We start from the raw sequence: 25,341 nt of genomic DNA, 5'->3' as shown, positions 1-25,341 counted from the left end.
TGCGCATTACTGCGCGGCGGCAAGCGTCCCGCCCCAGTCCCGCGCATGCCGCTCGATGTGCTCGCGGATGAAGTCGGCAAGCACGCGCGTGGCCATCGACGGAAAGCGGTTCGGTGCAGTCAGCAGATAGATGGCATCGCCCACGCCCTCGGGCTCGAACGTGGGCAACACCTGAACCAACGTCTGATCGCGCAGCATTTCCCACACGGCGTAGCGCGGCAGCAGCGCCACGCCCAGGCCCGCCAGCACCGCGTCGCGCAGGAACGGATAATCGCCCGACTGCAGCCTCGGCGCCACACGCAGGATCAACGGATCGCCGTGCGCCTGCTTGAGCCGCAGATCGAAGCGCCGGCCCAGCGATTGCGGCGCGATGAGGTCGCAACGGCCCAACTGTTCGATGTGCTGCACCGGCCCGTTGCGCGCCAGGAAGCCGGGCGATGCGCACAGGCACCACTGGATGCCGCATAGCCGCCGCGCCACGTGATCCTCGGGCGGAGACGAGGTGATCTTGAGCGCAATGTCGACCTCGGCGGAGATCAGGTCGCCGATGCCATCGTTGATGTGCACGCGCAGCGCGATGTCGGGATGGGCGCGCGCGAATTCCAGCAGCACCGGCGCCAGATAAAGATGGCCCAGTCCCGTGGGCAGGCGGATGCGCACGTCGCCGCGCACCGCGCCATCGAGGCTGTCGATGGCCGCCTGCACCGCGCGCATCTCGTCCAGCAGCCGGATGCCGTGCTGGTACAGCAACTGCCCCGCCTGCGTCAGTTCGACATGGCGGGTGGTGCGCCGGAACAGTTGCGCGCCCAGGTCGAGTTCCAGCCGCTTCAACCGGTGCGACATGTTCGACCGCGTCATGCCGCAACGCTGGGCGGCCGCGCTGAGATTGCGCGACTCGACCATCGCGACAAAAAGCCTGACGAGGTTCAGGTCCGGCATATTGTCAATCATGATTCACCATTCCCGGCACAAACCGATGGATTGTCCAATGCGTCGGCCGAGTCTAGCATCGTCTTCATTGCCCTAGACCCCTTGCCGAGGAGCGCCCGATCCCCATGCAGACCCCGCCCATTGACGCTTCTTGCGGCCCCTACGCCGGACTGCGTGTGCTGGACCTGAGCCAGGGCATCGCGGGCCCGTACTGCGCGCAGATCCTGTGGCAGCAAGGCGCCGACGTCATGAAGGTGGAGCCGCCCGACGGCGACTGGGGCCGGCACGTGGGCGTTGTGCGCGACGACCAGAGCGCGCTGTCCATTGCCTACAACGCCGGCAAGCGCGGCGTGTGCGTGGACGCGCGCCAGCCGCGCGGCAAGGCGCTTCTGGCGGAGCTGGCGCAACGCGCGGACCTGGTGATCCAGAACTTCCGGCCGGGCGTGGCCGAGCGCATGGGGGTGGGCTACGACAGCCTCGCGGCGCGTTGCCCGGGCCTCGTCTACGTGTCCATCAGCGGTTACGGACCGGACGGCCCATACGCCAACGCGCCGGCTTCGGACTCGGTGATGCAGGCCGACAGCGGCTTGATGTTCGCCAACCAGACGCCCGCCGGCGAGCCCCGCCGCATCGGCCTCTTGATGGCGGACATCGCCACCGCGCTGTACGCCGTGCAAGCCGCCAGTGCCGCGCTCTACCAGCAGGCGCGCAGCGGCCGCGGCCAGCATGTGCAGCTCAGTCTGCTTGCGGCCTGCGCGGCCTTGCAGGTGAACGACATTCTTGCCTACGGCATCGCGGGGCAGCGCGAGGCGGTGGCGGTCAGCGCGCCCAATGGCGTGTTCGACACCGCCGACGCGCGCCTGTCGGTGCTGGCGCTGAACAACGATCAGTTCGCGCGCTTGTGCCGTGCGCTGGAGCGGACCGATTGGCTTGCCGATCCGGCCCTGTCCACCAACGCGGGGCGCATGGCGCAGCGCGACCGCCTGCATCGGGAAATGGCCGAGCAACTGGCGCTGCATCCCGCCGCGCACTGGGTGGAACGCCTGACGCGCGAAGACGTGCTGCATGCCCGCGTGCGCGATTACGACGGTCTGGCCGCGCATCCGCAGGCCGCGCACCTGGGATTGCTGGAACCGCTGGCGCAGCCGGGCGGCGAGCCGCTGCCCTATGCGCGCGCGGCTGGCGCCTTGTCGCGCCGGCCCCTTGCCGCCGCGCCCGCGGTCGGTGAGCACACGGTCGAGGCGCTGACCGATTGGGGCGTGCCGCGCGGGCAGATCCAGGCCCTGCTTGAGGCCGGCGTGCTGCGCCAGGCTGCTTGCAGCAAGGAGGCCGTCTGATGCGCGCCCTGGTCTGCCATCGCCACGGTCCGGTCGAGGACGTCGTGCCCGGCGAGCTTGCCGACGCGCCCGCCCCCGCCCCCGACGAGGTCACCATCGCCATCGAGCATGCTAGCGTCAGCCATGCAACCAAGCTGCTGATCGAGGGGCGCTATCAAAGCCGTCCGCCCCTGCCCTTTGCGCCCGGCACGGAGGCCGCCGGCCGCGTCGTCGCCTGCGGCGCCAAGGTCACGCGCCTCAAGCCCGGCGACAGGGTGGTGGCGCTGGCGCGTTGGGGCTGCTACGCCGAACGCCTGACCGTGCCCGAATACACCGTCTATCCGGTGCCCGAGGACTTGCCGCTCCTGACCGCGCTGCCCATCCCGATTTCGTACGGCACCGCCTGGACAGCGCTGCTCTGGCGCGCCGCCATGCAGCCCGGCGAGACGGTGCTGGTGCTGGGTGCCGGCTCCGGCGTGGGGCTTGCGGCCGTCGAGATTGCCTCGGCACTGGGCGCGAACGTGATCGCCTGCGCCAGCACGCCGGAAAAGCGCCAGGCCGCGTTGGACGCGGGCGCGGCCCATGCGTTCGCGGCCGATGCGCACATGCCGCAGGCCGTCAAGGCAGCCAGCCACGGGCATGGCGCGGACGTGGTGCTGGACGCCGTGGGCGGCGACGCCTTCGAACACAGCGTGCGCGCCGCGGCGGCCAACGCGCGCATGGTGTCGGTGGGTTTCGCCAGCGGCCGCATTCCCGACGTGCCGCTGAACCTGCTGCTTGTGAAGAACATTGCCCTGCATGGGTTTTTCTTTGGCCGCTACATCGGCTGGACGCCCGCGGACGAACGCATCGTCCACGCGCCCGCCGTGCAGCGCACCATGTCCACCCTCTTCGACTGGGCCCGCCGCCAGCGGATCCGGCCGGCTGTAACGGCGATCTATCCGATCACCGGTCTTGCCGCAGCACTCGCCGCCCTGGAAAGCCGACAAGTCGTCGGCAAGGTGGCGATCACCATAACGACGGAGACAACCCCATGCGTACCCACGACTTCCGGCGCGCCGCCTGGCCGCGCCGCGCCCGCGCAGCGATCGATGTAGCGCCCCGCGTTCGCCAGCTTGCAGCCTTGGCCCTGGCGGCCAGTTGCGCCTGCATTACGGTCGCGGCGCAGGCTGCCGATGCCTACCCCAGCAAGCCCATCACCATGGTGGTGCCCTACCCGCCGGGCGGCCCGACCGATATCGTGGCGCGGCTGGTGGCCGCGGAAATGTCCAAGACCATCGGCCAGAACATCGTCGTCGACAACAAGCCGGGCGCCAGCGGCATGATCGGCGCGGACCTGGTGGCGCGCGCCGCGCCCGACGGCTACACATTCCTGGCCAACGCCTCGCTGCATGTCATCAACCCGTACATCTACGCGTCGATGCGCTATGACGCCTTCAAGGACTTCGTGCCCATCACGCAGCTGGCGGACGTGCCGCTGGTGCTGGTGGTGCCGCAGACGTCCAAGGTGCGGACCGTGCAGGACCTGGTGGCGCAGGGCAAGACCCAGCCGCTGAACTTCGGTTCGGCCGGCTCGGCGTCTGCGCAGCAGCTTGCGGGCGAGTCCTTCAAGGTGCGCACCGGCCTGCCGATGCAGCATGTGCCCTACAAAGGCAGCGCGCCCGCGCTGACGGATCTGGTGGGCGGACAGATTCAGCTGATGTTCGATTCCATGCCGTCGGCCATGCCCTTCATCAAGTCCGGCAAGCTGCGCGCGGTGGCGGTCACCACAAGCCGGCGCGTGGATGAGCTGCCCGACGTGCCCACGATGGCCGAGTCCGGATTTCCGGGCTTTGACATCAGCACCTGGTACGGCCTGTGGGCGCCCAAAGGCACGCCGCCGGCCATCGTGGCCAAGCTGTCCGAGCACGCGGCCCGGGCGCTTCGCCAGCCCAATGTCGTGACGCAGTATGCGGGCCTGGGCGCCAAGCCGGTGGGATCGGACCCTGCGACGTTTGCCCGATTCAACGTGTCGGAAGGCGAAAAGTGGCGGGACATCGTCAAGGCGGCGCAAATCAAGCCGCAGTAGTGGTAAAGGCGGGCCGCAAAGACCTTCAGTCCGGACGCGGGCACGCGCGGCGCGGGTAATCCCCCATAAGCAGCGCCGCGCCGCTGGATAAGAATTCATGGTTTGCGAGCCAACCAGTCCAGAGGTCCCAGGCATGAAGGCGTTCTTTCACGACGATCAAAAGCTTCACCATCCGCAGACCTATTTTTCGCGCGGCAAGATGCGCACGCCGCAGGAGGTGCCGTCGCGGCTGGACGGCCTGGTGCAGGCGGCGCGCAAGCTGGGCTTCGACGTCCAGGCGCCGGCCGACGACGGGGCGGGCGCAATCGCGGCGGTGCACAGCCTGGATTACCTGCGCTTTCTGCAGGATGCGCATGAAGACTGGATGAAGCTGCCCGGAGACTGGGGCGGCGAGGTCGTGTCGAACGTCTTCGTGCGCGAGCCCAACGCGCTGCGTGGCGTGCTGGCCAAGGCCGGGCGGTACCTGGCCGACGGCAGTTGCCCGGTTGGCCCGAAGACCTGGCATTCGGCCTACTGGTCGGCGCAATGCGCCATCGCGGGCGCCGATGCGCTGCTGGCCGGCGACCGCGGCGCCTACGCCATCTGCCGCCCGCCCGGCCACCATGCGCGGCGCGATGCCGCGGGCGGCTTCTGCTACCTGAACAACGCCGCTATCGCCGCCCAGCGGCTGACCCGCCGGTTTCCCCGCGTCGCCATCCTGGACACCGACATGCACCACGGCCAGGGCATCCAGGAAATCTTCTACGAACGTAGCGACGTGCTGTACGTCTCCATTCACGGCGATCCCGAGAACTTCTATCCCGTGGTGGCGGGCTTCGAGGACGAACGCGGCGCCGGCGCGGGTTATGGCTACAACATCAACCTGCCCATGCCGCACGGTTCTCCGGAATCCGTGTTCTTCGAGCGGCTGGCGCAGGCGCGCCGTGCGATCGCATTGTTCCAGCCCGATGCCCTGGTGCTGTCGCTGGGCTTTGACATTTTCGAGAAGGATCCCCAGGCCATGGTCAGCGTGACGGAAGACGGTTTCGAGCGCCTGGGCCGCGAGGTCGGCGGCCTGAACCTGCCCACACTGATCGTGCAGGAAGGGGGCTATTACATCGATGGGCTGGAATCGAATGCGACGCGTTTTTTTGCGGGGCTGACGGGCGCTGGGCGCTAGGCGGCGGCCCCGGCCAGTCACGCGCCGCCGGCAACCGGCAGGCGCATCGCCACACGCCGCTGCGCGGGCAGCCCGTGCCCGGCTTCCTCTTGCAGCACCGCGTAAAGCCGCGTTCCGGGCAACGCGGTCTCCTCGCGAAATCCCATCCGCGCATACCACGGCGCGTTCCAGGCCAGATCGCGAAAGGTCGTCAGCGTGACCGCGGACAGCCCCGCCGCCGCGGCATGGCCGCACGCGGCCTGCACCAGACGCTGACCGAGCCCCATCCGCTGATGTTCGGCATCGACCGCCAGTTCCCACACATGCAGGTCGTCGTCAAAGCGCTCCGCGCATAGAAATCCGCACACGCGCTCGGCGTCCTGCGCCACCCACACCGTGCCCTGCGCGATCAGGCGCCGATGCTCGGATTCAGACATGACCGCATCGTCCGCGATCCATTCCAGCCCGGGCGCGGCGCGAAACACCGCCGCCGCGGATCGTTCGATGGCGGGCAAGAGGACGGCATCTTCGGGACGGGCGAAACGGATCGACATGGGGCGCAGGAATCTCCAAATGCAGGCGCCAGCGATTCTACGCCGCGCCCTGTTTCAATCCCCCCCCCGCAATCCGTTGTTTAATCGGCGATCCCTCGCGGGACACTTCGCCCGGGCGGCCGCAATAGGCTGGCCCCGGCGATTCCAACAACAAGATTCAGGATGTCGCACGTGTTTCATGTCATCACCGCGTTTATCGCGCTCTACGTCATCTGGCGCTTCGTCTGGCGTCTGCGCTGGCCGGCTGCCGGCAAGCTGTTGCTGTCGGCATTGGTGCTGCTTGCCGCCGAACATCACCTCATCACCCGCACCTTCTTCGGCACCATGGCCTCGCCCGAGGTGCCCGCCGCCGTCCTGATGGCGCTGGGCTGGGCGTTTGGCGCGCTGATCCTGCTGGCCGTCCTCCTGTTCGTCTCGGACGTGGCGGGGCTTGCCGTGTCGTTGTTTTCGCGCCGCCGCGGCCGCGCGCTGCTGGGCTGCCCGCGCCTGCGCGCCGTGTCCGCCGTGGCCGCGCTGGCGCTGTCCGCGCTGGGTGTCTGGCAGGCGGTGCGCGTGCCGCAGGTCGAAACCATCGAGGTCGCCCTGCCCAATCTGCCGCGCGCCTATGACGGCTTTCGCATCGTGCATCTGACCGACCTGCACGCCAGCCGCCTGCTGCAACGCGACTGGATGCAGGCCGTCGTGGCGCGCGCCAATGCGCTTGATCCGGACCTGACGCTCATCACCGGCGACCTGGTCGACGGCACGCCCGCGGCCCGCGCCGCCGACGTGCAACCGCTGGCCGATCTGCGCGCGCCCCATGGCGTGGTGGCGATCCCCGGCAACCACGAGTATTACGCCGAATACCTGGGCTGGCTGCAGGCCTTCGAGAAGCTGGGCCTGCGCATGCTGCTGAACGAACACATGGTCCTTGACCGCGACGGCCAGCCGCTCGTGTTGGCGGGCATCACCGACAGCGTGGCCGCGCGCGTCGGCCAGCCGCTGCCGGATATCGACGCGGCCATGAAGGGTGTGCCGCCGTCGTCGGCGGTGATCCTGCTGAGCCACCGGCCGGTCGGCGCCAAGCGCCACGCGCAGGCAGGCGCCGGCCTGCAGCTGTCGGGCCACACGCACGGCGGCCAGATCCTGGGTCCGCACTTCATCACCCAACTGGCCAACGAGGGCTATGTGTCCGGCATGTATCAGGTCGGCGGCATGCAGCTCTACGTGAGCAACGGCGCGGGCCTGTGGCCGGGCTTTCCCATCCGGCTCGGACGGCCGTCGGAAATCACGCAGATCGTGCTGCGCGCCGCGCCCCCCGCCTGACGCTGGCGTGCGGGCCACTGCGGCGGCGCATTGACAAGCGCCGCCGCGCTGACTTAGCATTCGGCCCTGCTTTTTCAATCCTTGCCATTTTCTGGGTGCAACCGTGTCTGCCATTCGTCAATTCGCCTGAACGCCGACGAGTACCGTCCTGGTACCGCGGTCAGCCTGCCCGCATTCGCTGCTCAACGCCATGTCATGAGCACACCCCGCCCGGCAGGCGCGGATCCAGGAAGCGCAACACCACCCCATCTCTGCTTCCCCTCCCGTAAAGACTGCGTTGTCGGCTTTTCCCATCTGCTGGAGAAGACCCATGACGCTGGATTTCTGCGCCTACGCGCAATCGCTGGACCTGTTCCGATATCCCCGAACGCCCCACCTGGAAGGCTCGCGCCTGCAGGAAGGCGACGAAGGCCACGGCCACGTGCCCTATCGCACGCTGGCGGGCCAGACCCTTGTCGTTGAAGAAAAGCTCGACGGCGCGAACACGGGCATCAGTTTCAGCCCGTCGGGCGAACTGCTGCTGCAATCGCGCGGCCACTATCTGGTGGGCGGCGGGCGCGAACGGCAGTTCAGCTTCATCAAGGCCTGGGCCGCCGCGCATGCGGACTGGCTGCTGGACCGGCTGGAAGACCGCTACGTGATGTACGGCGAAACCCTGTCGAAAAAGCACTCCGTGTTCTACGACGCGCTGCCGCATCACTTCTTTGAATTCGATGTACTGGACCGCCGCACCGGCCAATTCCTGTCGACCGGCGCGCGCCGCGCGCTGCTGGCCGGCGGCCCGGTGCTGTCCGTGCCCGTGCTGTACGAAGGCCCGGCGCCCGCGCGGCTGGCCGATCTGAAGGCCCTGCTAAAGCCCTCGCTGGCCAAGACGACCGGCTGGCGCGACGCGTTCGAGGCCACCGTGCTGCGCGAAGGCCTGGACCTGGCGCGCGCCTGGAAGCAGTGCGACAAGTCGGATCTGTCAGAAGGCCTCTACATCAAGGCCGAAGCCGACGGCAAGACGCTCGCCCGCTACAAGTGGGTGCGCCGCGACTTCGTGCAGGCCATCCTGGATTCGGACATGCACCATTCGGAGCAGCCCTACATCCCCAATCTGCTCGCCGACGGCGTCGACCTGTACGCGCCGCGCCTTGCGGTGGACTGGGACACCTTGCGCGGCGCCACCCGCGACGGAGAGACATCATGAATTACGAACAGATCCGGGCACTGGTTCCCACGCCTGCGCGCGGTGCGGACTATGCCGCGTGCCTGGCGGCCTTTCCCGCGCTGGAGCTGGCCAAGACCACGCCGCAGGACCCGCGCTATCACGGCGAGGGCGACGTATGGACGCACACGCAGATGGTCGTGGACGCGCTGCTCGCGCTGCCGCAGTACCAGGCTGCGTCTCGCGCCGACCAGGAGATCGTGTTCCTGGCGGCGCTGCTGCACGACGTGGCCAAGCACAGCACCACGGTGATCGACCCGGTGACGGGGGCCATCGGCCAGCCCGGCCATTCGCGCAAGGGCGCGATCGATGCGCGCATCGCCTTGTGGGACGCCGGCGTCCCCTTCGCGGTGCGCGAAGCCATCTGCCGGCTGATTGCCACGCATCAGGTGCCGTTTTTTGCGCTGGAAGGCTCGCGCCGCGGCCGCTCGCCCGAATTCATCGTGCGCGAGCTGTCCTGGCAGGTGTCCCTTCCGCTGCTTGCCATGCTGGCCGAGGCCGACATGCGCGGCCGCCTCTGCGCAGACGCGGGCCGCGTGCTGGACAACATCGCCCTCTTTTGCGAACTGGCGCGCGACGAAGCGTGCTTCGGCCAGCCCCGCGCCTTTGCCGATGCGCACACCGCCGTCAGCTATTTCCGCGGCGCGGACGTGCATCCGGACTACGCCTTGTTCCAGGAGCCCGGTTCGCGCGTCATCGTAATGTCGGGCCTGCCCGCTTCCGGCAAGAACACCTGGGTGGCGGCGCATCATCCCGACCTGCCGGTGGTGTCGTTCGACGATGCGCGCGAGGAACTGGGGCTGCGCCATGGCAAGAACGAGGGCATGGTGGCGCACCTGGCCGTCGACCGCGCGAAGGCCCTGCTGCGCGCCCGCGCGCCCTTCGTGTGGAACGCCACCAACCTCAGCGAACTGATGCGCAAGAAGACGCTGGACCTGCTGTACGCGTATCAGGCCGACGTTGAGCTGGTGTATCTGGAAAAGCCGCGCGCCGAGCTGCTGCGGCGCAATGCCCGGCGCGACACGTCGTTGTCCAACAAGACGCTGACGGGCATGCTGCACCGCTGGGACCTGCCGCTGCCGACCGAGGCGCACCGCGTCGTCTACGCGGTGTAGCGCCGGTCAGGCTGGGGCCGGCGCCAGCATGCTGTCCCGCAGCCGCAGCACGGACGCGCAGGAGGTGTCGCGATGCGTCACCAGAGACAGGGACAACGCACCCTGCGCGTCCGCGTCGGTCAAGGGCACAAAGGCCACATGCGGCGTCGAATAGGCGCGGGTCACGCCGGGCACCAGCGCCACACCCAGGCCGCTGGCGACCAGGCTGACCAGCGTCTGCACCTGGATCGCTTCCTGGCTGATGCGGGGCGAAAACCCCGCCTTGTGGCATAGCGCCAGCGTCACCCCGTTCAGCCCCGGCACCTTGGCCGGCGAATACAGCACGAAGTTCTCGGACCGCATGCGTTCCAGCGCGATCGGGCCGGCGCCGGCCAGCGGATGCCCGGCGGGCACGGCCAGGATCAGGTCGTCGCGCTCGACCACCCACGAATCCAGTTCGTTGTCTTCGGCCAGCGGACCGCGCACCAGGCCGGCGTCAATTTCGTTGGCGCGCAGCATCGCCACCAGGCCGACCGTGCTGTCCTCGCGCAGATCCAGCTGCACGTCCGGGTATTGCGTCCGGAAGGCGGGCAGGCAACGCGGCAGCAGCATGTAGGTGGCCGAGCCCACGAAGCCCAGCCGCAACGTCCCCCATTCGCCCAGCGCCACCCGGCGGGCGGCCTGGCGCGCCTGGTCGGTATGAAACAGCGCGCGGCGCGCGTCCGCCATCAGCGCATCGCCCGCCGGCGTCGTCGAGACGCCCTTGGCGCCCCGCACCAGCAGCGGAACGCCCACCGCGTGCTCCAGTTTCTGGATCGACACCGACAGCGCCGGCTGCGCGATGTGCAGCGCGTCGGCCGCGCGGCGGTAACTGCCCAGTTCGGCAATCGTGACGAACTGCCGAAGCTGGCGCAAATCTATAGCCATAACAGATTCCGTATCAAGCAATACCGAAGCCATATTAGACGCGTATGTGCGGCACCGATAGGATTTCCGCCATGACCACGCCTCCCTCCCCGACCGCCTCCGCGCTGGACGGCATCCGCATCCTGGACCTGACCTCCGTCGTGTTCGGCCCCTATGCCTCGCAGATCCTGGCCGACTACGGGGCGGACGTCATCAAGGTCGAAGCGCCCGGCGGCGATTCCACCCGGCACACCGGCCCCGCGCAGGAGCCCGGCCTGTCCGCGATCTTCCTGGGGCTGAACCGCAACAAGCGCAGCATCGTGCTGGACCTGAAGCAGCCGGCCGCGCGCGAGGCGCTGCTGACGCTGGTGGACCAGGCCGACGTGCTGATGCACAGCATGCGGCCGGCCAAGATGGCCGCGCTGGGGCTGGACCCCGCCACGCTGTGCGCCCGCCATCCGCGGCTGGTGTATGCCGGCCTGTATGGCTTTGGCGAAGGCGGCGCCTACGACGGCCGCCCGGCTTACGACGACATCATCCAGGGCCTGTCCGGATTTGCCGACCTGGTGGGCCGCCAGACCGGCGCGCCGCGCTACCTGCCCACCGTCGCCGCCGACAAGACTTGCGGCCTCATCGCCGCGCACGCCATCCTGGCCGCGCTGTTCCAGCGCGAGCGCACGGGCCGCGGCCAGCAGCTGGAAGTGCCCATGTTCGAAAGCATGGCGTCGTTTGCGCTGGTGGAGCATTACTACGGCCGCCATCTGGCCGATGCGCCCGGCCCCGCCGGTTATCCGCGGGTGCTGACGCCGTGGCGCCGGCCCTGCCAGACCGCCGATGGACACGTCTGCCTGATGCCCTATACGGACGCCCATTGGCGCGATTTCTTCAACGCCGCAGGCCGCCCCGACCTGGCGCGGGATCCGCGCTTTGCCGACATCTCGGCGCGCACCCGGCACATCGAGACGCTGTACGAACTGCAGGCCGGCATCGTCGCGGCCCACGACACCGCGTACTGGCTTGCCCTGTGCGAGCGGCTGGAGATTCCGGCCGCACCCGTGAACCGGCTGGAAGACCTGGAGACCGATCCGCACCTGGAGAGCGTCGGCTTCTTCGTGCCGCTGCAAAGCGCGTCCGGCAGCCAATACCGCTTTCCCCGCAACCCGGTGCGCCTGCAGCAGTCCAGCGTGCCGCCCGCCATGCCGCCGCGCCTGGGCGAGCACACCCACGAAGTGCTTCGCCAGGCCGGCCTTGCACCGGCCGCCATCGACGCCCTGCTGCAAGCGGGCGCCGCCGGCCAAGCGCCCTCCCCCTCTTCCGACAACGCCAAGGACACCGCATGACCCAAGACCGCAACGCCGCGCCCGCCGCCCAACTGGGCCAGGGCTACTACTGGCAGGACCTTACCGTCGGCCAGCGCTTCCAGACGTTTCGCCGCACGGTCACCGAGACCGACATCGTGAACTTCATCAGCGTCACGGGCATGCTGGAGACCATCTTCATCGACGCCACCTACAGCCACGGCGCGATAAAGGGCCGGCCCGCCCCCGGCGCGCTTACCTACGGCCTGATCGAAGGGCTGATCATGCAGGGCATGGTGCAAGGAACGGGCCTGGCGCTGCTGGAAGTCCACAAGAAAATGATCGCGCCCGTGGTGGCCGGCGACACGATCTGGGCCGAGATCGAAGTGACCGGCGTGCGCCCCACCTCGCAGCACAACCGCGCGGTGGTCACGTCCGAGATCGACGTCCGCAACCAGCATGGCCAGCCGGTGATGGCCTACACGGCCGTGCGCATGCTGGCCGGCAGACCCGGCTGAATGCCCTGCGGCGGCACGGGTCCCGCCAGAGGACGCGGCCGCCAGTTCGCAGTATCCATAACAGCACAAGGAGACAACCATGAAAAAAGCAATGCTGGCCGCGACGCTGGCCATCCTGGCGCTGGGAGGCGCCGCAAGCGCCCAGGCCGCATGGCCCGACCGCCCGATCACGATGGTGGTGCCCTTCCCGCCCGGCGGGCCGACCGACCTGGTGGCGCGCGTGCTGGCCAAACAGCTCACCGACCAGCTCGGCCAGACCGTCGTCGTCGAAAACAAGGGCGGCGCCAACGGCAACATCGGCATGCTATACGCAGCCGCGGCCAAGCCAGACGGCTACACGGTGCTGTACAACACCTCGTCCATCGCACTCAGCCCCAACCTGTACCGCTCGCTCGCGTTCGACCCGGTCAAGGACTTTGCGCCCGTCTCCAGCACGGCCGTCATTCCACTCGTCCTCCTGGTGCATCCCTCGGTGCCCGCCGACACCGCATCCGCGTTTGTCGACTACGCCCGCAAGCATCCCGGCAAGCTGTCGTATGGATCGGCGGGCGCGGGCAACGTCACGCACCTGGGCGCGTTGCTGCTCCTGAAGTCGCTGAACATCGACGCGGTCCACGTGCCCTATCGCGGCAGCGCTCCGGCCATGACCGACCTGGTCGGCGGCCAGGTCCAGGTGATGACCAACACGCTGAACGACTCGCTGGGATTCATCCGCGAAGGCAAGCTGCGCGCCCTGGCGGTGACCAGCGAGACCCGCAGCGACCAGTTGCCCAACGTGCCGACGGTGGCTGAGACGGTGGCGCCGGGCTTTGGCATGGGCGCCTGGCAAGGCGTCGTCGTGCCGGCAGGCACGCCCGCGCCCATCATCGACAAGCTCAACGCCGAGATCCTGCGCGCGCTCAAATCCCCGGAAATGCAGAAGCAGCTCAAGGTGCAGGGCGCGCAGGCGCTGGGGTCGACACCGCAGGAGTACGCCGCCTACATCAAGAGCGAGATCGCGCGGTGGGGCGAGGTGGTGAAGGCGGCAAACGTGAAGCTGGACTGACTGCACAGCCCACGTATTCGCCCATGAGAAACGCCCGCGGCAAGCGGGCGTTTCCTGTTCTGAGGGCGGGCCGGATCAGCGTCCGGCGGCCTTGGCGCTCAGTCCATTGGCCACGCCCATGTCCGTCTTGGGCACGTCGCGCAGGATCACGCGCACGTCTTCGCCCGACATGTCGAGGCTGGCGCACACGGCCTGGTTCAGCGCCGCGATCAGCGCCGCCTTCTTGGCCTCGTCGCGCCCTTCGATCAGGTCCACGTCCACGCGCGCCATGCGCTTGCCGATCTCGCCCGCCACGATCACGTGTTCCGCCGGGATTTCGTGCAGCACGGCGCGCACGCTGGGCACCGGGGCCGCGATGCTTTCGACCACCGCGTTGGACGCCGCCTTCAACAGGGCGGCTTTCTGGGCGGCCGAGTGGCCTTGCATGATCTGGACGTTCAAGAGGGGCATGGCAGGTTCCGAGGGTGCATGACGAGGAAAGCCGGCCAAACCGGCCGGCAAGCCATCATATCGTGACTGCGCCCGCATGCAAGCGGGTGCACGCGGGCGCATGGGGTCATGCCGACGATGCGGGGATCAGGCGGCGGCCTTGCCCTCGCTTTCCTGTTCGGGCTGGGCCGTCAACGCAGCGGCATCGGGCGTGGCGGCGGTGTCGCCCGCCACCTGCGTCTCGGTCAGGGCCGGGGTCACCAGCTCCACGACCTTCTTGCGCGACAGCATCCCCAGGAACTCGTCGTCCTCGCCCGTCACGGCGACCGGCTGGTCGCTGTGCACCAGTTGCGCCAGCACCTCGCCCAGTCCCGCGGTTGCGGGCACCGACGCCAGGTCCTCGACGAAGCGGGACACGTCGCGCACGCCTTCCTGCATCGCCTTCTCGGCGGCCTCGGCGGTCAGCACGCCAGCCAGACGCTTGCCATCCAGCACCGGCGCATACTCGTAGTTCAGCGCCTTCATGCGGTCCACGGCGTGCGCCGGGCGCGAGCGCATCGTCAGCGTCAGGCGCGCCGGATTCACGGCGTGCGTGGCGTTGAGCACCTTGGTGCGGTTCACGTCCTGCAGGAACGACTGCACGTAATCGTTGGCCGGGTTCAGCAGGATGTCTTCCGGCGTGCCCTCCTGCACCAGTTCGCCGTCCTTCAGGATGGCGATGCGGTTGCCCAGGCGCAGCGCTTCGTCCAGATCGTGCGTGATGAAGACGATGGTCTTGTTCAGCTTGGCCTGAAGCTGCAGGAGCTGATCCTGCATTTCGCGGCGAATCAGCGGATCCAGCGCGGAAAACGCTTCGTCCATCAGCAGGATCTCGGCATCGGTGGCCAGCGCCCGCGCCAGGCCGACACGCTGCTGCATGCCGCCCGACAGTTGGTGCGGATACTGGTTCTCGAAGCCCGACAGGCCCACCTGTTCCAGCCATTCGCGGGCACGCTTCTCGCGTTCGGCCTTGCCAACGCCCTGCACGGTCAGGCCGTACGCGGCGTTGTCCAGCACGGTGCGGTGCGGAAACAGGCCAAAACGCTGGAACACCATGCTCATCTTCTTTTGGCGGAAGATTTCCAGGTCGCGCTTGTTCAGGCTGACCACGTCCACGCCGTCGACCAGGATGTGGCCCGCGCTGGGCTCGATCAGGCGGTTGAAGTGGCGGATCAGCGTGGACTTGCCCGAACCGGACAGCCCCATGATGACGTAGATGCTGCCTTCTTCGATGGACAGGCTGATGTCGCGCAGGCCGAGCGTGTGGCCGCTCTTGGCCAGCAGCTCTTCCTTGCTCATGCCGCCCTGCGCGGCTTGCAGCCATTTCTTCGGATGCGCACCGAAAATCTTGTAGATGTTCTTGACTTCGATCTTGCTCATCGCTGGCCTCCCGTGCGCATGCGCTGTCCATACGATTGCGTGATCCGGTCGAACAGCACGGCCAGCACCACGATACCCAGGCCGGCGAGCAGGCCCCGGCCCACTTCCAGGCGGTTGATGCCCAGAAGCACTTCATAACCCAGGCCGCGCGCGCCGATCATCGACGCAATCACCACCATCGACAGCGCCATCATCGTGGTCTGGTTGATACCGGCCATGATGTTGGGCAGCGCCAGGGGCAGCTGCACGCCGAACAGCTGCTGGCGCGGGTTGGCGCCAAAGGCGCGCGACGCTTCCAGCACTTCGCGGTCGACCAGGCGGATGCCCAGGTCGGTCAGGCGGATGAGCGGCGGCACGGCGTAGATGACGGTTGCGATGATGGCGGGGATCTTGCCCAGGCCGAACAGCATCACGACAGGAATCAGATACACGAAGCTGGGCATCGTCTGCATCACGTCCAGCACGGGCAGCATGCCCGAGCGCAGCCAGTTCACCCGTGCCATCAGCACGCCCAGCGGAATGCCGATCAGCACCGACAGGCCGGCGGCCATGATCATCAGCGCCAGCGTCTGCATGCCGGCGTCCCACAAGCCCAGCACCCCGATGACGCACAGCAGCGCGCCCATCGCCAGGCTCAGGCCGATGCGGCGGCTCACGCCGTAGGCGATCGCGATGGTGACCGCGACCACCGCCCACCAGGGCGAATTGCGCAGCAGTTGCTCCAGCCACACCAACGCGTGCAGCACGGGCTGGGACATCTTTTCCAGCGTGTCCGCGTAGTTGGTGACCAGGTGATCGACGAAACCGTCGATCGCCCCCCGTACCTGACGGGCGGGAATAATTTCAGGAAACATACATTCGACTCCATTCTGGCGCGCTCGCCGCCCGTGTCGCCACCGGGCACGCTGGCGCAGGACAAGACATCGAGACTGAGACTGGCGCCAGGCACCCGGAAGGACCGCTGATTGCGCAAATCCATTCCGCATCGGTGCCCGGCACCGGAATCACTGCCACCGCGGGTGGCGGCACAAGCACGCTTGCCGGGCCGGACGCATGCGCCCGGCCGGCGGCCATCCCGGCAAAGAGTTCCGGCCCCTTGACGGGCCGGTACGCGCCACCGCGGCGCGCAGCCAGGATCACAGTGCTTTACAGCGCGCTTTGGACGCGCCCGGCGACGTCGGCGGGGACCCACTTGGTCCAGACGTCGGGTTTGTTCTTCAGGAACCACTTGGCCACGGCGTTGGACTCATCGCCGGACTCTTCCATGTGGGCCAGGGTTTCATTGATGACCGGCAGCGGCACCGAGACCTTGGACAGGAATTCGGTCAGCTTGGGCGCATCTTCGGAGAACTTGGTGTTCACCGCGGTAAAGACAGGGTTGTCGGGGTAGGCGCTGGGCTCGGGCTTGGCGCACTTGGGCGACGTCAGGCACTTGTGCTTTTCAGCATCGTAGGCCGGCAGGTCCAGCTTGACCAGATCCATGGCGCCGACCAGCGGCGTGGGCGACCAGTAATAGAAGACCACGTTCTGCTTGCGCTTGTAGGCCGACATCAGGGCCGCCTTCTGCGCCGCGCCCGTGCCGGGCGAGTACAGCGTGTAGGTGTCGTCCAGCTTCAAGGCGTGGAACAGGTTGTTGCTGGTGACTTCGCAACCCCAGCCGGCCGGGCAGCCATAGAAGCGGCCCTTGCCGGGTTCTTCCGGATCCTTGAATTCATCCTTGAACTTGGGCAGGTCCGCCGCCGACTTTAGCTCGGGCAGACGCTCGGCCGTGTACTTGGGGATGTACCAGCCTTCGGCGCCCATGTACAGGTCGCCAATGCGCTTGACCTTGCCGGTCTTTTCGGCGCGGGCCCAGGGATCGGCCACGCTGTTCAGCCAGATCTCGGTGTTGATGTCCAGATCGCCGCGCTCAAGGGCGGCCAGGGCGGGCAAGGTCTCGGTGGGCAGGGTTTCGGTCTTGCAACCGTAGCCCTTTTCCATGATGAATCGCTCGACGTCGACCAGGACCAGGTTGGATTCCCAGTTCATGGCGCCGAACATGACCGGACGCTTGAGTTCACATTGCGGAGCGTCGGCGGCTTGAGCCGTGCCAGCAAACGCAAACAAAACGGCCGCGGCGGCCAGGGACTTGACAGGGGTAAAACGCATTGGCTTTTGCCTCCATAGGTTCAGGCACTCACGCCAGGATGAAAGCCTGGGCGGCACCGTGGAGCTAAGGGGGTTGTGCGGAAGACGGGCTGAACCGCCAATACAAACCGACACTAGCAACAAGACTGCCCGCGAGGGATGCGGCGTCTTGCAAGACAGGGAGCTTCAAAAACGGGTTTTTGAATACTCACAGAAAGAGAACAAACTGAACGAAGAAGGCAGCATCTTAAACGAAATTGCTGCGCTGCCCAACCCCAAGGGTGAATGAAACAGATACATTCGCGGCCAAATTGCTCCGGGAAAACCCCAGTAGATCAGGGGGAAACGGCAGATTTCTCCTAGGAAGACCAAACCCGAAAAAGCCGATACATTTAGTTAATATTATGTGCCTATTAATACGTTCAGCGCGTTCCAGAGTGCACTGCAACACGGGAATTGGTTCCAGAAATTGCGAACTTTTATGCTATTACGATGGCTCCAATTGACACCGCGGCCCCTCACTCCCCGGACCGCGATCCATACATATAGTCCCGCCGCCACGGATAAGACAGATCCCCAGGCCCATCCAGTTCGTCCGCGCGGCCCGACGCCGGATGCTGGACAAGAATCTGATGCAGTGCGATCCACCCATGTTCGAAGGCCATGGCGCAGCCGGCCAGATACAGCCGGTACGCGCGCAGCGACCGCTCGCCCTGGTCCCCGCCCAGGATGCGGGCCGCTTCGGGCAACCGTGCCTCCAGTCCATCGCTCCAGGCCCAGAGCGTGCGCGCATAGTGCGGCCGCAGGTTCTCCACGTCCAGGTCTTCCAGCCCGCCATTGGCCAGCGCCTGCATCACCACGCTGACGTGCGTCAGCTCGCCGCCTGGGAAGATGTATTTCTCGATGAACTCGCCCATGCCATTGCCCAGTTCGGCGTTGTACACGCCGGCCGCGGTGATGCCGTGATTCATGATCAGCCCGCCCGGACGGAGCAGCCTCCGCAGCTTGGCGAAGTAGCTTTCCAGTTGCGCGCGCCCCACGTGCTCGAACATGCCGACCGATGCGATCTTGTCGTAGGGCTGGGATTCGTCCAGCTGGCGGTAATCCAGCAGCATCATGCGGACCCGCCCGGACAACCCCTTCTCTTCGATCAGCCGGCTGACGTGCGCATGCTGGTTGCGCGACAGCGTGATGCCGGTGGCGTCGACGCCATAGTTCTCGGCGGCCCACAGCAGCAGCCCGCCCCATCCCGCGCCCACGTCCAGGAACCGCTCGCCGGCCGACAGACGCAGCTTGCGGCAAATGAGATCGAGCTTGGCCTCCTGCGCCTGCGCCAGCGTCATACCCGGTTCGCGGTAGTAGGCGCACGAATAGACGCGGCGCGGATCCAGCCACAGCGCGTAGAAGTCGTCGGACAGGTCGTAGTGGAACTGAATCTGTTTGGCGTCGCGCTCGACCGAATGCCGCCACACGGACATCACCTTGCGCACCAGCTCGGTCAGCCATCCGCCCCGCGCGGCGTCCATGGGCGAACCGGGCAGCAGCTTTGCCGCGGCCGCCATGACGTCGCGCATGCGCCCTTCGATATCGATGCGGCCTTCGACGTAATCCTGGCCCAGCACGCCGACGGCCCCTTCGGCAAGATGGGCCAGCGCGCTCTTGTCGTGCGTCACGAACCGCACGCGGGGCGCCGGCGCGCCGAGCACGGCGCCATCGGGCAGCACAAGCTGCACAGGGACAGGCAGGGCCTGAAGTTTGCGTTCCACGACAGATAGCAAAGGATTCACGGCTTCTCCTCCGGATGCGTAGTGGCGCCAGGGACGCTTTCGGAAAGCACCCGCAATTTTCCTGTAAGCCCGCCCATGATAAAGTCCCCGGCTTGGCGCGGCCAGTACAGCTCCTGCACCGCCACGCGCCCTGTCCCTGCGCTTCATCGCGATCTACATGCCCCCATCACAGACATCCCGCAGCAGCCTGCCCGGTTGGCTCATCCTCATGGGCGCGCTGACGGCCATCGGCCCGTTCGCCATCGATATGTACCTGCCCGCGTTCCCCACGATCGCGGCCAATCTCGGCGTCTCCCGCGGCGATGTCGAGCGCACGTTGGCGGCGTACCTGATCGGCCTGGCGATGGCGCAGGTGTTCTACGGCCCGATGGCCGACCGCTACGGCCGCAAGCCGCCGCTGCTGGTGGGCCTGACCCTGTTCATGATCGCCTCGCTGGGGTGCGCGCTGTCGGGATCGGTCGAAGCCCTGACCGGCTGGCGCGTCGTGCAGGCAATGGGTGGCGCGGCCGGCATCGTGATTCCGCGCGCGGTCATCCGCGACCACTACGAGACCCACGAAGCGGCGCGCGCCATGTCGCTGCTGATGCTCATCATGGGCCTGGCGCCGATCCTCGCGCCGCTGATCGGGGGCCAGTTGCTGGCCATCACCTCGTGGCGCAGCCTCTTCTGGGTGATGCTCGCGGGCGGCGCGATGCTGATGACGGCCGTCATCCTCATCATGAAGGAATCGCTCACGCCCGAGCGCGTGGTGCCGCTGCGCTGGAGCACCATCCTGCAGAACTATCGCGGCCTGTTCGCGCACCGCGGCTTCATGTCGCACAGCCTGGCGGGCGGTTTTGGCCAGGCCGGCATGTTTGCCTACATCATCGGCTCGCCCCGCGTCTTCATCGAACTCTACGGCGTGCCGCCGCAATACTACGGCCTGCTGTTCGGCACCAATGCGCTGTCGCTCATCATCTGCTCGCAGATCAGCGCGCGGCTGCTGCGCACCTACACCCCGCGCCAGCTGCAAAGCCGCGCGCTGGTCACGCTGGCCTGCGCCAGCCTCGCCGCCGTCGCGCTGACGCTGGCCGGGCTGCTGACGCTGCCGCTGCTGATGTTGTGCCTGATCTGCTACATGGGCAGCCAGGGCTTCGTGAACCCCAACTCGGCGGCGCTTGCGCTGGCGGACCAGGGCAAGCGGCTGGGCGCGGCGTCTGCGCTATTGGGGACGCTTCAGTTGTCGTGCGGCGCCCTCGCGGGTTTCGCCGTCAGCGCCTGGCAATCCGACACCGCCCTGCCCCTGACCACCACCCTGGCGGCCTGCGCATGCCTGTCCTGGACGGCCGGGCGTGTGGCGCGTTCGCACACCGCGTAGCCCTGCAGCTTGATTTACTTAAGATTTTCGTATTAGAATCGCGGTCTTCACATGAAGTTTCCCGTGCAGGACTACTATGCTTTGTAGTTCAGCACTCTGACCCCCAACCGCGTGTTGTGAATGCAAGCGGGCGGCAGGCAGCGGGTATAAGCACTGGGGTGAAATCACTTTCCCCCTCATCCACTAAGACTGGGTGGCCGGCCAAGGCAGCGTACAGCAGCCTTCACAGCCCGGCGGCTAAACCCCCGTCTACTCCCCCGAAGCGATGCGCGGCAAGAACGACACTAAAGAGGTGCATCCATGGCACGCGTATGCCAAGTGACCGGCAAAGGCCCGATGGTGGGCAACAATGTTTCGCACGCAAACAACAAGACCAAGCGTCGCTTCCTGCCCAACCTGCAATCGCGCCGGTTCTGGGTTGAAAGCGAAAACCGCTGGGTTCGCCTGCGTGTTTCTGCCAAGGCCATCCGCACGATCGACAAGAACGGCATCGAAGCCGTGCTGGCCGAAATGCGTGCCCGCGGCGAAATGGCCTAATCGGCCGCCCCGCCAATCTACATACTAGGAGCACGACATGGCCAAAGGTATCCGCGAAAAGATCAAGCTCGAGTCGACCGCCGGCACGGGTCATTTCTACACGACCACCAAGAACAAGCGCAACATGCCCGAGAAGATGCTGATCAAGAAATTTGATCCGGTCGCTCGCAAGCACGTCGACTACAAGGAAACCAAGCTGAAGTAATTCAGCCGGTATCCCGCAAAAAAGGCCCTGTCATGCAGGGCCTTTTTTATTGCCGGCCATTTTTATTGCCGGCTTCTTGTCGCCCGCTTTTTGTTGCCGGCTTTTTATTGCCATTAATTTGCCGCTGCGCCAAGGCCCATGTTTCAATTAGGCCGCACCGGCGGCGCCCCAGGCGCGCGCGAGGCCCGATTCATCTTCAGCCTGCGATTACTCCACCATGATCCGTCCCTGCCTCACTTTGCTGCGCCGCGCGCTTGCGCCCGCGATCCTGGCCCTGGCCCTGGCTCCGGCCGCCCCCGCCGCCGCCAAAGACAAGGAACCGCCCATCCGCATCGGCGAGATCAACAGCTACAAGGCCATTCCCGCCTTCCTGGGCCCGTACAAAAAGGGTTGGCAACTGGCGCTTGAAGAGGTCAACGCCGCGGGTGGCGTCCTGGGCCGAAAACTCGAAGTCATCTCGCGCGACGACAACGGCAATCCGGGTGATTCGGTCCGCGCCGCGCAGGAACTGCTGGCGCGCGAAAAAGTCGAGCTGCTGTTCGGCGGGTTCCTTTCCAACACCGGCCTGGCGCTGACCGATTTCGCCAAGCAGCAAGAGGTGTTCTTCCTGGCCGCCGAACCGCTGACCGACAAGATCACCTGGCAGGAAGGCAACCGCTACACCTACCGCTTGCGTCCGTCCACGTGGATGCACGTGGCGGCAGTGGCGCCCAAGGCGCTGGCCCTGCGCAAGAAGCGCTGGGCCATCGTCTACCCCAATTACGAATACGGGCAATCCGCCGTGGCCACGTTCAAGGCCATGATGCAGTCGTTCCAATCCGACGTGGAATTCGTCGCGGAACAGGCCGTGCCGCTGGGCAAGGTGGATGCCGGCGCGGTGGTGCAGGCGTTGGCCGACGCCAAACCCGACGCCATTTTCAACGTGCTGTTCGCCGCCGACCTGACGCGCTTCGTGCGCGAAGGCAACACGCGCGGCCTCTTTGAAAACATGCCGGTCGTCTCGCTGCTGTCAGGCGAACCCGAATATCTGGAACCGCTGGGCGCCGACACCCCCACCGGCTGGATCGTCACCGGCTACCCCTGGTATGCCATCGACACGCCGGCCAACAAGACCTTTGTCGAGGCCTACAAGAAGCGCTTCAACGAAACGCCCAAGGTCGGGTCGGTGGTCGGCTATGCATCGTTGATGTCGATCGCACAGGGCCTGAAGGCCGCCGGTTCCGTGGACACGGAAAAGCTCGTCGACGCCTTTGCCGGCCTGAAGGTGGACACGCCCTACGGCCCGATCCAGTACCGCAAGATCGACCATCAATCCACGATGGGCGTCTACGTGGGCGTGACCGCGGTCGAGGACGGCAAGGGCATCATGAAGGACTTTGCCTACATCGACGGCGCGCGGCTGCAGCCGCCCGACGAACAGGTGCGCAAGATGCGGCCGGCACACTGATGAATGTATCCGGGCTGCTGCTGCAGCTGCTCAATGGCCTGGCCGACGCCAGCGCGCTGTTCCTGGTCGCCGCGGGCCTGTCGCTGATCTTTGGCGTAACCCGCGTGGTCAACTTCGCGCACGGCTCGTTCTACATGCTGGGCATCTACCTGGCCTGGACCTTCACCAGCCATTTCGGCAGCGGCGCGGGTTACTGGTTCGGCCTGCTGCTGGCGGCGCTGGCGACCGGCCTGATCGGCGCGGCGGCCGAGCTTCTGGTGCTCAAGCGCCTTTACCGCGCCCCCGAACTCTTCCAGCTGCTGGCGACCTTCGCCCTCGTCCTCATCATCGGCGACGCGGCCCTGGCCATCTGGGGCCCCGAAGACCTGTTCTCGGCACGCGCGCCGGGCCTGTCGGGCGCCGTGCAGATCCTGGGCCGCCGTTACCCTGAATACGACCTCCTGCTGATTGCCGCCGGCCCCATCGTGCTGGGGCTCTTGTGGCTGCTGCTCATGCGCACCCGCTGGGGCCGGCTGCTGCGCGCCGCCGCTGAAAACCGCACCATGCTGGCGGCGCTGGGCGTGAATCAGGCCTGGCTGTTCACGTCCGCCTTCACGCTGGGCGCGTTCCTCGCCGGCCTGGGCGGCGCGCTAGCGGCGCCGCGCGTGCCCGCCACCCTCGGCCTGGACCTTGAAATCATCGCCAGCGCCTTTGTCGTGGTGGTCGTGGGCGGCTTGGGATCGGTGCCGGGCGCGTTCCTGGCGGCCGTGCTGATCTGCTCGGTCAAGGCGCTGTTCGTGTTCCTGGGCCAGGTCGCCATCGGCCCGTGGGTATTCAACCTGTCCAAGCTCACGCTGCTGGCCGAATTCGCCGTGATGGCCGTGGTGCTGGTCGTGCGGCCGTGGGGCCTGATGGGCAAGCCCCCCGCCCCTACTTCGCACGCGGGCATGCCGGAGCGCCCCATATCCCCGGCGGGTCCGCGCCTGCGTCTGGCCTACGGCGTGCTGCTGGCCTTGCTGGCGCTGGTGCCCGTCGCGACGCTGTACTGGCCCTACCTCAGCATCCTCATGACCGAGATCCTGATCGCCGCCCTGTTCGCCGCCAGCCTGCACTTTCTGACCGGGCTGGCGGGCATGACCTCGTTCGGCCACGCCGCCTGGTTCGGACTGGGCGCCTACGGCGCGGCGCTGCTCCTGAAACTGGCCGCAATCCCCATGGAGGCGGCGCTGCTGCTGGGCCCGTTTGCCGCCGCGTTCGGCGCCCTGGTGTTCGGGTGGTTCTGCGTGCGGCTGTCCGGCGTGTATCTGGCGATGCTGACGCTGGCGGTCGCGCAGATCCTGTGGGCCCTGACCTATCAATGGGATGACGTGACCGGCGGCAGCAACGGCCTGACGGGCTTGTGGCCGTCGGCCTGGCTGGCGCAGGGGCCCTGGTTCTACTACCTCACGCTGGCGCTGTGCGCGGCCGGCGTCTGGTGGCTGCGCCGGCTGGCGTTTTCGCCGCTGGGGTTCGCGCTGCGCGGCGTGCGCGATTCGGCCTTGCGCGCCGAAGCGCTGGGCATGGACACGCGCCGCATCCAGTGGGCCGGATTCGTGGCCGCCTCGTTCGCCGCGGGCCTGGCGGGCTCCCTGTACGCATTTTCCAAGGGCAGCATCGCACCCGACGTGCTGGCCGTCAGCCGCTCGGTCGATGGACTGGTGATGGTGCTGCTGGGCGGCATCCAGACGCTGGCCGGCCCGCTTGTCGGCGCGGCATCCTACACCTGGCTGCAGGATGCCGCGGCGCGCAGCACCGAGTACTGGCACGCGGTGCTGGGCCTGGCGATCCTGGCCCTCGTCATGGCCTTCCCCGAAGGCCTGGCGGGCGCTGCCGCCCGGCTGCGCAGGAGGTCCGCATGACCCCGGCCGCCCCCCTGCTGCAGGTGCGCAACCTGCGCAAATCCTTCGGCGGCATCGACGCGCTGGCCGATGTGTCGTTCGACCTGGACGCGGGCCACATGCTGGCCCTGATCGGCCCGAACGGCGCGGGCAAGTCGACCTGCTTCAATGTGTTGGGCGGCCAGTTGCGCCCCGACTCGGGTTCGGTGCGGCTGGACGGGCGCGAACTGGTCGGCATGTCCGCCGGCAAGATCTGCCGGCTGGGCGTGGGCCGCAGCTTCCAGACCGCCGCCACGTTCCGCTCGATGACCGTGCTGGAAAACGTTCAGACCGCCCTGCTGTCGCGCGACCGGTTGCTGTTCAACCCATGGCGGCGCGCCGACCGCCATGCGGCTGAAGAAGCGAAGACCCTGCTGTCGCAAGTGCAGATGGCGGACAAGGCCAGCGAGGCGTGCGGCACGCTGGCCTATGGCGACGTCAAGCGGGTGGAGCTTGCGATGGCGCTGGCGCACCAGCCGCGTCTGCTCTTGATGGACGAGCCCACCGCCGGCATGGCCACCAACGAACGCCATGCGCTGATGCGCCTGACCCGCCAGTTGGCGGACACGCAGCGCATTGCGGTGCTTTTCACGGAACACAGTCTGGATGTCGTGTTCAAGCACGCGGATCGCATCGCGGTGCTGGTACGGGGCGGCCTGCTGGCCGAAGGCGCGCCGGCCGCCATCGCGGCCGACGAGCGGGTCAAGGCCGCTTATCTGGGCACCGAGACGCCGCAGAAAGCCTGACCCGCCAAACGCC

24 protein-coding genes are annotated in these 25,341 nt (G+C 67.2%); 16 read left to right on the top strand and 8 right to left on the bottom strand.

Annotation, left to right across the window (positions count from 1 at the left end; genetic code table 11):
* Positions 1-6: 6 nt before the first annotated feature.
* Positions 7-951: a LysR family transcriptional regulator gene (locus tag FBY20_RS19105; RefSeq protein ID WP_062842251.1), complete on the bottom strand. Its 945-nt coding sequence runs from the start codon at positions 949-951 to the stop codon at positions 7-9.
* Between the two features lie 104 nt (positions 952-1,055).
* Between FBY20_RS19105 and FBY20_RS19100 the strand changes: the two genes are divergently transcribed.
* The 4 genes from FBY20_RS19100 (at position 1,056) to FBY20_RS19085 (ending at position 5,473) form a co-directional block, all read left to right on the top strand.
* Positions 1,056-2,267, top strand: coding sequence for a CaiB/BaiF CoA-transferase family protein (locus FBY20_RS19100; protein ID WP_142053998.1), 1,212 nt, complete (start codon positions 1,056-1,058; stop codon positions 2,265-2,267).
* Positions 2,267-3,343, top strand: coding sequence for an NADPH:quinone oxidoreductase family protein (locus FBY20_RS19095; protein WP_142053996.1), 1,077 nt, complete (start codon positions 2,267-2,269; stop codon positions 3,341-3,343). The genes FBY20_RS19100 and FBY20_RS19095 overlap by 1 nt, the downstream gene beginning before the upstream one ends.
* Entirely contained in the window at positions 3,280-4,314 is a 1,035-nt protein-coding gene (locus FBY20_RS19090) for a tripartite tricarboxylate transporter substrate binding protein (protein WP_142053994.1), read from the top strand. Before FBY20_RS19095 ends, FBY20_RS19090 begins: the two co-directional genes overlap by 64 nt.
* Positions 4,315-4,447: 133 nt before the next feature.
* Positions 4,448-5,473, top strand: coding sequence for a histone deacetylase family protein (locus FBY20_RS19085; RefSeq protein ID WP_142053992.1), 1,026 nt, complete (start codon positions 4,448-4,450; stop codon positions 5,471-5,473).
* 17 nt (positions 5,474-5,490) lie between these two features.
* On the opposite strand, the gene FBY20_RS19080 is transcribed toward FBY20_RS19085, so the two are convergent.
* On the bottom strand, positions 5,491-6,006 hold the full coding sequence (locus FBY20_RS19080) for a GNAT family N-acetyltransferase (RefSeq protein WP_142053990.1): 516 nt from the start codon (positions 6,004-6,006) through the stop codon (positions 5,491-5,493).
* A gap of 171 nt (positions 6,007-6,177) precedes the next feature.
* Between FBY20_RS19080 and FBY20_RS19075 the strand changes: the two genes are divergently transcribed.
* The 3 genes from FBY20_RS19075 (at position 6,178) to FBY20_RS19065 (ending at position 9,633) form a co-directional block, all read left to right on the top strand.
* Positions 6,178-7,311, top strand: a complete 1,134-nt coding sequence (locus tag FBY20_RS19075; RefSeq protein WP_142056082.1) for a metallophosphoesterase — start codon at positions 6,178-6,180, stop codon at positions 7,309-7,311.
* A gap of 310 nt (positions 7,312-7,621) precedes the next feature.
* Positions 7,622-8,500 carry an RNA ligase family protein gene (locus FBY20_RS19070; protein ID WP_142053988.1) on the top strand — a complete coding sequence of 293 codons (879 nt, stop codon included), beginning with the start codon at positions 7,622-7,624 and terminating at the stop codon, positions 8,498-8,500.
* Positions 8,497-9,633 carry an AAA family ATPase gene (locus FBY20_RS19065; protein WP_142053986.1) on the top strand — a complete coding sequence of 379 codons (1,137 nt, stop codon included), beginning with the start codon at positions 8,497-8,499 and terminating at the stop codon, positions 9,631-9,633. The genes FBY20_RS19070 and FBY20_RS19065 overlap by 4 nt, the downstream gene beginning before the upstream one ends.
* Before the next feature lie 6 nt (positions 9,634-9,639).
* On the opposite strand, the gene FBY20_RS19060 is transcribed toward FBY20_RS19065, so the two are convergent.
* On the bottom strand, positions 9,640-10,539 hold the full coding sequence (locus tag FBY20_RS19060; RefSeq protein ID WP_142053984.1) for a LysR family transcriptional regulator: 900 nt from the start codon (positions 10,537-10,539) through the stop codon (positions 9,640-9,642).
* A 71-nt stretch (positions 10,540-10,610) separates the two neighbouring features.
* Here FBY20_RS19060 and FBY20_RS19055 point away from each other — a divergent pair, with 71 nt between their 5' ends.
* The 3 genes from FBY20_RS19055 (at position 10,611) to FBY20_RS19045 (ending at position 13,379) form a co-directional block, all read left to right on the top strand.
* Positions 10,611-11,858, top strand: coding sequence for a CaiB/BaiF CoA-transferase family protein (locus tag FBY20_RS19055; protein WP_142053982.1), 1,248 nt, complete (start codon positions 10,611-10,613; stop codon positions 11,856-11,858).
* Positions 11,855-12,334, top strand: a complete 480-nt coding sequence (locus tag FBY20_RS19050; RefSeq protein WP_142053980.1) for a MaoC family dehydratase — start codon at positions 11,855-11,857, stop codon at positions 12,332-12,334. Before FBY20_RS19055 ends, FBY20_RS19050 begins: the two co-directional genes overlap by 4 nt.
* A gap of 79 nt (positions 12,335-12,413) precedes the next feature.
* On the top strand, positions 12,414-13,379 hold the full coding sequence (locus FBY20_RS19045; protein ID WP_142053978.1) for a tripartite tricarboxylate transporter substrate binding protein: 966 nt from the start codon (positions 12,414-12,416) through the stop codon (positions 13,377-13,379).
* Positions 13,380-13,454: 75 nt separating this feature from the next.
* On the opposite strand, the gene FBY20_RS19040 is transcribed toward FBY20_RS19045, so the two are convergent.
* The 5 genes from FBY20_RS19040 to FBY20_RS19020 form a co-directional block, all read right to left on the bottom strand.
* On the bottom strand, positions 13,455-13,829 hold the full coding sequence (locus tag FBY20_RS19040; protein ID WP_056322842.1) for a tautomerase family protein: 375 nt from the start codon (positions 13,827-13,829) through the stop codon (positions 13,455-13,457).
* A gap of 126 nt (positions 13,830-13,955) precedes the next feature.
* A complete protein-coding gene (locus FBY20_RS19035; protein ID WP_142053976.1) occupies positions 13,956-15,227 on the bottom strand; it encodes a glycine betaine/L-proline ABC transporter ATP-binding protein in 1,272 nt (423 codons plus the stop codon).
* The gene (locus FBY20_RS19030; protein ID WP_056322838.1) at positions 15,224-16,081 is read right to left on the bottom strand and encodes a proline/glycine betaine ABC transporter permease; all 858 of its coding nucleotides are present in this window, start codon (positions 16,079-16,081) and stop codon (positions 15,224-15,226) included. Before FBY20_RS19030 ends, FBY20_RS19035 begins: the two co-directional genes overlap by 4 nt.
* 292 nt (positions 16,082-16,373) lie before the next feature.
* Complete coding sequence (locus FBY20_RS19025; RefSeq protein WP_062842264.1) at positions 16,374-17,375, bottom strand: ABC transporter substrate-binding protein; 1,002 nt, start codon at positions 17,373-17,375, stop codon at positions 16,374-16,376.
* Positions 17,376-17,872: 497 nt separating this feature from the next.
* On the bottom strand, positions 17,873-19,141 hold the full coding sequence (locus tag FBY20_RS19020; RefSeq protein ID WP_142053974.1) for a class I SAM-dependent methyltransferase: 1,269 nt from the start codon (positions 19,139-19,141) through the stop codon (positions 17,873-17,875).
* A 157-nt stretch (positions 19,142-19,298) separates the two neighbouring features.
* Between FBY20_RS19020 and FBY20_RS19015 the strand changes: the two genes are divergently transcribed.
* The 6 genes from FBY20_RS19015 (at position 19,299) to FBY20_RS18990 (ending at position 25,328) form a co-directional block, all read left to right on the top strand.
* The gene (locus FBY20_RS19015) at positions 19,299-20,498 is read left to right on the top strand and encodes a Bcr/CflA family multidrug efflux MFS transporter (RefSeq protein ID WP_081101158.1); all 1,200 of its coding nucleotides are present in this window, start codon (positions 19,299-19,301) and stop codon (positions 20,496-20,498) included.
* A 300-nt stretch (positions 20,499-20,798) separates the two neighbouring features.
* Positions 20,799-21,035: a 50S ribosomal protein L28 gene (gene rpmB, locus FBY20_RS19010; protein WP_050447723.1), complete on the top strand. Its 237-nt coding sequence runs from the start codon at positions 20,799-20,801 to the stop codon at positions 21,033-21,035.
* A gap of 37 nt (positions 21,036-21,072) precedes the next feature.
* Positions 21,073-21,240 (top strand): 50S ribosomal protein L33, encoded by a 168-nt coding sequence (gene rpmG / locus FBY20_RS19005; protein ID WP_003810296.1) that lies wholly within the window; start codon positions 21,073-21,075, stop codon positions 21,238-21,240.
* A 217-nt stretch (positions 21,241-21,457) separates the two neighbouring features.
* Positions 21,458-22,687 carry an ABC transporter substrate-binding protein gene (locus tag FBY20_RS19000; RefSeq protein ID WP_056322828.1) on the top strand — a complete coding sequence of 410 codons (1,230 nt, stop codon included), beginning with the start codon at positions 21,458-21,460 and terminating at the stop codon, positions 22,685-22,687.
* Entirely contained in the window at positions 22,687-24,564 is a 1,878-nt protein-coding gene (locus FBY20_RS18995) for an ABC transporter permease (protein ID WP_142053972.1), read from the top strand. The genes FBY20_RS19000 and FBY20_RS18995 overlap by 1 nt, the downstream gene beginning before the upstream one ends.
* Positions 24,561-25,328, top strand: coding sequence for an ABC transporter ATP-binding protein (locus FBY20_RS18990; protein WP_142053970.1), 768 nt, complete (start codon positions 24,561-24,563; stop codon positions 25,326-25,328). Before FBY20_RS18995 ends, FBY20_RS18990 begins: the two co-directional genes overlap by 4 nt.
* Positions 25,329-25,341: the final 13 nt, after the last annotated feature.

It is taken from the genome of Achromobacter sp. SLBN-14 (assembly GCF_006715415.1).
GTDB lineage: Bacteria > Pseudomonadota > Gammaproteobacteria > Burkholderiales > Burkholderiaceae_B > Achromobacter > Achromobacter mucicolens.
Note: the sequence above shows the minus strand (reverse complement) of the source record. Positions and strands in the feature narration are given on the sequence as shown.